The 7,926-nt window shown below is 62.9% G+C and carries 8 protein-coding genes; 7 read left to right on the top strand and 1 reads right to left on the bottom strand.

Annotated elements, in window-relative coordinates; genetic code table 11:
• The 4 genes from KBY78_RS13945 to KBY78_RS13930 form a co-directional block, all read left to right on the top strand.
• The coding region (locus tag KBY78_RS13945; protein WP_255144086.1) for a CHAT domain-containing protein at nucleotides 1–1,960 on the top strand (1,960 nt) is incomplete at its 5' end.
• 97 nt (nucleotides 1,961–2,057) lie between these two features.
• The gene (locus KBY78_RS13940) at nucleotides 2,058–2,198 is read left to right on the top strand and encodes a hypothetical protein (protein ID WP_255144085.1); all 141 of its coding nucleotides are present in this window, start codon (nucleotides 2,058–2,060) and stop codon (nucleotides 2,196–2,198) included.
• A gap of 383 nt (nucleotides 2,199–2,581) precedes the next feature.
• Nucleotides 2,582–4,615, top strand: a complete 2,034-nt coding sequence (locus KBY78_RS13935) for a CHAT domain-containing tetratricopeptide repeat protein (protein ID WP_255144084.1) — start codon at nucleotides 2,582–2,584, stop codon at nucleotides 4,613–4,615.
• A gap of 79 nt (nucleotides 4,616–4,694) precedes the next feature.
• Nucleotides 4,695–5,402: a hypothetical protein gene (locus KBY78_RS13930; protein ID WP_255144083.1), complete on the top strand. Its 708-nt coding sequence runs from the start codon at nucleotides 4,695–4,697 to the stop codon at nucleotides 5,400–5,402.
• Nucleotides 5,403–5,414: 12 nt separating this feature from the next.
• Here the strand turns inward: KBY78_RS13930 and KBY78_RS13925 are convergent, their stop codons facing one another.
• Complete coding sequence (locus tag KBY78_RS13925) at nucleotides 5,415–5,954, bottom strand: hypothetical protein (protein ID WP_255144082.1); 540 nt, start codon at nucleotides 5,952–5,954, stop codon at nucleotides 5,415–5,417.
• Between the two features lie 34 nt (nucleotides 5,955–5,988).
• Here KBY78_RS13925 and KBY78_RS16410 point away from each other — a divergent pair, with 34 nt between their 5' ends.
• The 3 genes from KBY78_RS16410 (at nucleotide 5,989) to KBY78_RS13915 (ending at nucleotide 7,517) form a co-directional block, all read left to right on the top strand.
• A complete protein-coding gene (locus KBY78_RS16410) occupies nucleotides 5,989–6,324 on the top strand; it encodes a hypothetical protein (protein ID WP_399215928.1) in 336 nt (111 codons plus the stop codon).
• A complete protein-coding gene (locus KBY78_RS13920) occupies nucleotides 6,222–6,473 on the top strand; it encodes a hypothetical protein (RefSeq protein WP_255144081.1) in 252 nt (83 codons plus the stop codon). The genes KBY78_RS16410 and KBY78_RS13920 overlap by 103 nt, the downstream gene beginning before the upstream one ends.
• An 81-nt stretch (nucleotides 6,474–6,554) precedes the next feature.
• On the top strand, nucleotides 6,555–7,517 hold the full coding sequence (locus tag KBY78_RS13915) for a hypothetical protein (RefSeq protein WP_255144080.1): 963 nt from the start codon (nucleotides 6,555–6,557) through the stop codon (nucleotides 7,515–7,517).
• The last annotated feature ends 409 nt before the right edge of the window (nucleotides 7,518–7,926 follow it).

The following is a 7,926-nucleotide window of genomic DNA, read 5'->3' as shown; positions in this document are numbered from 1 at the left end:
CCTCGCGGAGCTCTATAGGAGCCAAGGTGCCTACGCCAAGGCCGAGCCCCTCTATCTCCGCGCCCTGGCGATCAGGGAGAATGCCCTGGGTCCCGACCACGCCGATACCGCCACCAGCCTCAACGACCTCGCGGTGCTGTACTTCAGCCAAGGTGCCTACGCCAAGGCCGAGCCGCTTTTACTCCACGCCCTGGCTAATAATGAGAAAGCCCGAGGTCCCAATCACCCAAGCACCGCCACCAGCCTCAACAACCTTGCGTTTCTGTATTTCAACCAAGGGGCCTACGCCAAGGCCGAGCCAATTTGGCGAAGAGCCACCCGCAACACCTCATTGTTTCTCCAACGCGAATTACCCCTGCTACCAGAATCGCGCCGGCGTGGACAACAGCAAGTTCTTGATGACTCCTCAGGCGCCTTTTATGGTGTTGCTACCCGTTGGGCAGAAGGTCCTTCCCTCGCTCTCTTTTCCCGTTTCAATCGCCATGGTCTGCTGCAGCAAATCCAGCAGCGCCAGGCTCTTCTTTCCCGTGGATCAGGTTCTCAGCGGCAACTGGCTGATCAGATCGCTGGCCTGACCAGCCGCCTTGCTGCTGTCAATCTGAGCTCCCAGCAGCGGCAGGAGCTGCTGCAACAGAAGGACCAGCTGGAGCAGCAGCTTTACCGCCTCCTCCCGGCACTGCAGCCCCGTGTGGTGGATGTGGATCAGGTGGCCAAAGCTCTTCCTTCCGATGGTGTTTTGGTGGAGTTCCAGCGCTACCAACCCTTCGATGGCAAACAGCCCCCGAATCAGCGTTGGGGATCCCCGCGCTACCTGGCCCTGATCCTCAAACCCAACGGATCCATTCAGGCCGTGGAGTTGGGTGAGGCCAAGCCGATCGAGGAGGCCATCGCCAATGCGCTCTTGGCCACGTCTCAATTGCTGGGCGATGCACCTGCGCGCTTGGCAGACGTCAGCCGCCTGGTGCTCGATCCGCTCAAGCCCCATCTGGCCGGTAGCCGTCAGTGGTTCCTATCCCCCGATGGTGAGCTGAACCGGGTGCCCTTCGCGGCATTGCCTTCTCCCTTGAAGCCAAGCCAAACGCTTGCTGAAGCCGTGCAGCTGCGGCTGCTCACCACCGGCCGGGATCTGCTCCGCTACCAGCAGCCTTCCGCCAAGGGCCAGGCACCCCTGGTGCTGGCCAATCCCGCCTACGACCGCCGCCCAGGTGCCGGTGGATCCGGCGCAGCTGTTGCGGTGGCGACCAACGTCGAGTCCGGACAACGCCGCTCCAGCGCTGCCGATGGCCTCCGCTGGGCCGCTTTGCCAGCCACGGCCGCAGAGGGCACGCGAATCTCCGCCATTCTTGGCACCACGCCCGTCACTGGCACCGAGGCCACGGTCAAGCGCCTGCAGGGCACGGTCAGTCCCCGGGTGCTGCACATCGCCACCCACGGCTTCTTTGCGCCGGATCAATCCAGCAAACCTGATGAGCGGCTGGCGGGGCTGGCGGAGAACAGCCCGATGCTTGCTGGCTTCAAAGGAGAAGACCCGATGCTGCGCAGCGGCCTGGTGCTTGCCGGTGCCAACCAGCCCCAGGCCAACCCCAGCGACGATGGCTACCTCACCGCCGCCGAGGCCGCTGGCCTGCAGCTGGAAGGAACCGAGCTGGTGGTGCTCTCGGCCTGCTCCACCGGCCAGGGCGACATCCGCACCGGGGAAGGGGTTTACGGCCTCCAACGTGCGCTCACCGTCGCTGGAGCCCGCAGCACCCTGCTCTCGCTATGGAAGGTGGACGACAGGGCCACCGCCGCCTTCATGGAAACCTTCTATACCCGTCTCAAGACGGGAGCTGGCCGAGCCGAGGCCCTGGCTGCTACCCAGGCCGAATATCGGAGCCACCCGATCCCCGCCTGGCGCCATCCCTACTACTGGGCTGCCTGGCAGCTGGTGGGTGACTGGTCACCGATGCAGGGACTCTGACCAACGGCTCTGCTCGCGGCTGAGGCCTGAATCAGCCCACCGAGGCCGGAACCAGAGGGGAGCAGCAACGGCATCCGCCTCGCTTCTTCCTCCATGCATGGCCAACGTCAACTATCTCAACGGGATCAGCAACGAATCCCTCGCAGTCCTCCAGTACTTCGGTGCGGAAGCTCCACTCAAGCTCAACACCTATGCCTGCCTGACCGAATGCCAGGAACTTGAATGGTTCGTGGCGTAATGCGCGCTCGACTGGGGTGCTTTATCTGCCTGCAGGGCCGCCAACGGCCAGTCTTTTTAATCCAGAACGTAAGTGCCCATCTCGATCAGCTCCAGTCCGTAGACGGCGCTGTAATGGCGCAGGTAGCCGCACAGCCTGGCTTTCAGGAGGTGACTCACCTGGCAGCGGAGGCATAGGAGGGCAAAGGGCCTGGCTGGTGCCGGCGGGCTCGATGGTGCCGATCGCCATGCCACCGGCCCGCCCAGGGGCAGGAACAAGGATTCGCAGCTGGCGGTACCCCAGGCTCATGCTTTGGCTGCAGGCAGATCCAGTATTGGGTCCTGCACCAGGGCGCAGATCCCCCCCTGTCTGCCAGCCTTCATGGCAAAGACATGATCCGCCAGATGAACGTTGCTGGGAAGCGTTGGATCGGGGCCACCAGCATCGCTCTGACCCTGGTGGGGCCCGTGATGAGCGAAGGCCTGTTGGCACGGGCAGCAAGAAACGTCGGCCTCAGCGGATCAGGGGATGGAGGAGAGATGCGTCTTGCCCAGGCGGGAACTCGAAGCAGCGAGGGCAACCAGATACCCACTGAGGTGAAGCAGTGGATCGATCAGGCGAATGCGGCAAATGAAAAAGGGGCGTATGCCGATGGCGCAGAACTTTGGCAGAGGATCCTGGCCTGGTCAGAGAAAGCGCTGGGGCCTGCCCACCCGTTCACCGCCACCAGCCTCAACAACCTCGCGTTTCTGTACGCCAGCCAGGGTGCCTACGCCAAGGCCGAGCCTTTGCTGCTCCGTGGCATCACAAGCGAGGCTGTGTTTCTGCGTCGTGAGCTTCCCTTCCTGCCTGAGGATCAACGAGCTGCCCAGCTTCAAGCGATCGGCAATACCTGGGAGGTTGTTTTCGGCAACACTGAAAAAACACCAACCGCCCCCACACTTGCCCTGTTCACGAGGTTGAACCGTCAGGGCTTGCTGCAGGACATCGAGCAGCGCCAGGCTCTGCTGGCCCGATCACCAGGTCCCCAGCGTGAGCTGGCTGTGAGGAGGGCTGCACTCACCAACCGCCTCGCCGCGGTGAACCTTCCGAGCCAGCAGCGACAGGCACTGCAGCTGGAGCGCAGCGAGCTGGAGAAACAGCTCTACCGCCTGCTTCCAACCCTCGAGCCACGGCTGGTGCAGCCCGAGCAGGTGGCCGCCACCCTGCCGGCCGATGGGGTGCTGGTGGAATTCCAGAAGTACCGACCCTTCGACGGGAAGAAGCCCCGGGGGAAGAGATGGGGTGCTGAGCGGTACCTCGCGCTGGTGCTGCGGCCTGATGGGGCGATCCGCGCCGTTCAGCTGGGTGAGGCTGCACCGATCGATGCAGCCGTGGGCAGGGCCCTGGCGGCCAGCGCCGAGTCTCTCTCCGATGCCGAGACCCTCTGGGCCCAGGTCAGCCGGCAGGTGCTTGCGCCCCTGCAGCCCTATCTGGCCGGCAGCCGTCAGTGGTTCCTCTCCCTCGACAGCGAACTCAACCGGGTGCCCTTCGCGGCGCTGCCGGCACCGCAGGATCCTTCCCGACCCCTGGCCGAGGTCGTGCAGCTGCGCCTGCTCACCACCGGCCGTGAACTGCTGCGGCTCCAGACGAAAGGACCACCAAGCGGTACGCCACTGGTGGTGGCCGATCCGGCCTACGACCGGCCAGGTACCGCACCCTCGCTCGCGGTTGCCACAGCCAGCAGCAGATCTCAGCAGCGTTCCGCCGCCGTTGCCGACAACCGCTGGGCGCCTCTGCCCCAGAGCGCGATTGAGGGTCAACGCATCGCCGCCATGCTGGCCACCAAGCCGGTGCTGCAGGAGCAGGCCAGTGTGGAGCGCATCCAGAACAGCCCCGCCCCCCAGATCCTGCACATCGCCACCCACGGCTTCTTTGCACCCGACCAGGCCCCTGCAGCTAACGATCCGCTGGCGGCGGTGAGCGAGCGCAGCACCATCCTCGCTCCGCTGCGCGGAGAGGATCCGCTGCTGCGCAGCGGCCTGGTGCTGGCCGGTGCCAACCAACCCCAGGCCAACCCCAGCGACGACGGCTACCTCACCGCCGCCGAGGCCGCTGGCCTGCAGCTGGAAGGAACGGAGCTGGTGGTGCTCTCGGCCTGCTCCACCGGCCAGGGCGACATCCGCACCGGGGAAGGGGTCTACGGCCTCCAACGTGCGCTCACCGTCGCTGGAGCCCGCAGCACCCTGCTCTCGCTCTGGAAGGTGGACGACAGGGCCACCGCCGCCTTCATGGAAGCCTTCTATACCCGTCTCAAGACGGGAGCTGGCCGAGCCGAGGCCCTGGCTGCTACCCAGGCCGAATTCCGGAGCCACCCGATCCCTGCCTGGCGCCATCCCTACTACTGGGCTGCCTGGCAGCTGGTGGGTGACTGGAAACCCGTTGATAGGGTGCAGTGAGCAATGGCTCCATAAGCTCGGCTCGCTTCATCTCATGCGAACAAGAACTGCCCTTCTGCTAGTCCTTGGCCTTGCCGTTGTGGCAATTCCTGCCCTCCCGGCAATTGGGAAGGATATGGATAGCAGTATCGAGGCTTTTTCCGAATATCTGATTCGTCATTGGTCTCAGGACCCGAAGTTGAAAAAGTTTCCGCCACCGCAGATAATCACGAACATCAAGAGTGATTCAAAGGTGATCGGAGGGTGTATCGGCATCAACGATGGTCAGCTTTCCAATGACGTGGGCGGAACGTCTTACTGCTCCAGCACGAATACCATCTTCGTTGTGCCTGATCAGATTGAACCATTGCATCGATTCTTTGGAAGGGCAGCCGTCAACTACGTTCTTGCCCATGAGTACGGCCACTATCTGCAGAATTTGTTTCAGATATCTGGAGAGCCAGTAGTGATGGAACTGCAGGCCGATTGCTTGGCCGGTGCCATCATCGGCCAAGGCTATGAAGAACTGAAGGTCACCCAACAAGACATCGTGAACATGGCGCTAACTGCCTATAGTATTGGCGATAAATCCCATGGTGCAGGGCCACAGCGGGCCTATGCTGTTTACACAGGATTAGGTCAGTCTGACGAGCTTACGTGCAAGAAAGAGGACATTGCGAAGCTCTCACTAGGGCAGATTCAAGACCCTGTCTTCAAGAAGGTTACTCAACAGCGCTCAGCTGGTGAAGTGCAGTTCAATGGAAAGGGTCCAAATCTCCGAACGATCTCAGGCAGCATGGGGATTTAATGCACCAACCGATTACTTCATCTCCAGCGGCAAGCTCCTCTTGATCTTGTCAGGAGAGATGAGGTTGTTCTTGTCGGCAACGCCAGAGCTGGTGATTGCTTTCTTGGCGGCTTCACTTGGCTCAGTCATTGACTTCAAGTCTTTCGGAGCACTATCGGCAACCCTCTCGTAGCTCCAGCATGCGACAGCGATTAGCGAAGTTCTTTCATAACCGTAGTTGTAGCAATTGACTCTATCAGCGTAAACACGCCCGTTGATGACATACACAATCCCCCGGCTGTTACGGGGCCCAAATACACTCTGAATGCAGGCATAGGAACCATCTGCTGTGGTGTGACAGTAGTCAGCCCCTGCCAGGGCCCTTGGGGCGGAAAGGAGGGCCAGGAAGCAGGTGGCCCCTGCCAAGGTTGCAGCAATGCTTTTCATGGCGGGAAAAAATAGGGGATCGTCTTCCAATAGTAAGGCTGTACGAATGAATCCCCTGCCGTTTACGAGGTGATCTTTCAAATTGTGGGTTTCTGCCGGCGAGCTCCAGGCCAACCCCAGCGACAACGGCTACCTCACCGCCGCTTGAGCCCGCTCCGCCCTGCTCTCGCTCTGGAAGGTGGACGATGCCGCCACGGCCGCCTTCATGGAGTCCTGCTACAGGCGGCTCAAGGCTGGCCTGGCTGCAGCTCACCGGCGACTGGCGGCCGGTTCAGGGCCTTTGAGGCTGGTCCTGGAATCACATCTGTCGAGGCAGATCGAAAGGAGAGGGTCCGGAGGGTCGTCCCTTCACCTACCCCACTCCAGAACATGCGCCACCTTCTTCGTTGCAGCTTGCTTGTCTCTGCTGCCCTGTTCACCTCTCTCTATGGCGCCCAGGGCGCCAACGCCTCGCCAGAGTGCAACTCCTTCAACTACGGCTTCGGCCGCTGCGTGAACGAAGGCCAGTTCCGCTCCTCCCCCAGCCGCAACAATGTCGGCGGCTACGGCAGTGGCAACCGGCCGCTCCTGCTGGAGCAACCCCGCTTCCAACCCAGCTTTGGCCAGGGCTACCCCCCCAGCAATGGCTATCGCCAGGGCTGGTGATCCCGCCCTGGAATCACCACCAAGACGCCAGATCGAGAGGGGAGTGCACGGAGGAATCAACCTCCACCACTCCCCTTTTCCATGGCCAGCTCCACCGATCGCTACGCCCTCGTCCAGAACAGCATCACCACCGCCCTGGAGGAACTGCCCAGCTCCGTTGTCGTCCCGGCAGCGGGCCTCGCCAGCGCCATCGGCGGCGTCGAGGCCTACCGCCAGGTGGCCTTTGAGGATCTGCCGGCCCACGTGATCCAGCAGCTGCGCACCGACGGCACCCGTGGTGAGGTGCGCGACCTCGACGGTGCCCGCGCCGAATACGAGCAGAACGTGCCAGCAGAAGCCAAGGGGTCGATCGAAGGTGTGGACGCCATTACCAACGACCCCGACATCCACTGGATGCACCAGGAGCCCCATGCCGCCGGCGGCAGCACCGATGCCGACAACGGTCTCTACGGCCCTGGGGATCTGAACCAAGCCATCGGCAACCGGCCTATGACCGCCGCCGAGGTGGCGGAGGCCGAGGCCTACACCCTGGAAGTGGCGGAGCAGGCCACACCGGGCGTGACCGGTGATCTGTCCGAAGTGGCCGGCGACACCCTTGAGACCGGCGTGCTCGGCGGGGTGATGGGTTGCGGCCTTGCTGCGGCCCACCGCTATGCCCAGGCCCAGGGCTTCCGAGATGCCGGCCGCCATGATCTGGCCGCGGCGGCCGAGAACGAAATGATTGCGGACGCCGCCAAGGGCGCGGTCAATGGGGTCGTGCGCGGCACCACGGTTGCCGTGACCCAGGCAGTACTCGGCGCCAACCCGCTCACCGCAGGCATCGGCCTGGTGGCTCCCGATGTGGTGATGTTGCTCTCCAAGAAGGATCAACTCAGCAAGAAGGAATACCAGCAGAAATCCATCGAGGTGGTGGGCAAGGGAGCTATGGCCACGGTTCTGGTCTGCGCCGGTCCCGTCGGCTGGCTGGGGCTGGCCGGCTACTCGATCTTCAGTGCCTATGGCAAGGCCAACCAGCAGGGCGCCAGCGGCCGGTCGCTGGCCTGAGGTTCCCCCGCGCCACCCCCTGGGCTGGTCTCACCCCGGACAACGGAATCACAGCCCAGCACCGGGAAAGACAGATCGGCAGAGGAAGCCATCACTCTCCTCTGCCTTCCACCCTGCATTCCCCTGAGGTCAGCATGTTTAATTCACAATCAGCCAAAGACGGCATGATGAGCTACACGCGCCAGGGCCTCTGGGCTGTTGGCATCGGCCTCGCCCTGGCCCCGTGTGATGAGGCTTTTCAGCGGCGCTACTGCACACCCTCCAGTGCCGTGCGCAGCTCAGCGATGAACTCCTCATCCACCTCGGTGGCGGTGAGCTCCTCACCCACCAGGTCCTGGATCAGGGGGTAGAAGCGCACCTCGAACCATTTGCGGAACACCGGGTAGGTGCGCTCCGCCGGCCAGGTGCC

The sequence above is a fragment of the Synechococcus sp. EJ6-Ellesmere genome, from assembly GCF_024345875.1.
Taxonomy (GTDB): domain Bacteria; phylum Cyanobacteriota; class Cyanobacteriia; order PCC-6307; family Cyanobiaceae; genus Regnicoccus_A; species Regnicoccus_A antarcticus.
The sequence above is the reverse complement of the archived record's forward strand: the minus strand, read 5'-3'. Positions and strand labels throughout refer to the sequence as shown.

Bases quoted from the DNA above. Each gene is read 5' to 3' on its own strand.
- KBY78_RS13940 (WP_255144085.1), top strand. From the start codon at position 2,058: ATGGCCAACGTCAACTATCTCAACGGGATCAGCAACGAATCCCTCGCA.
- KBY78_RS13935 (WP_255144084.1), top strand. From the start codon at position 2,582: ATGAACGTTGCTGGGAAGCGTTGGATCGGGGCCACCAGCATCGCTCTG.
- KBY78_RS13915 (WP_255144080.1), top strand. From the start codon at position 6,555: ATGGCCAGCTCCACCGATCGCTACGCCCTCGTCCAGAACAGCATCACC.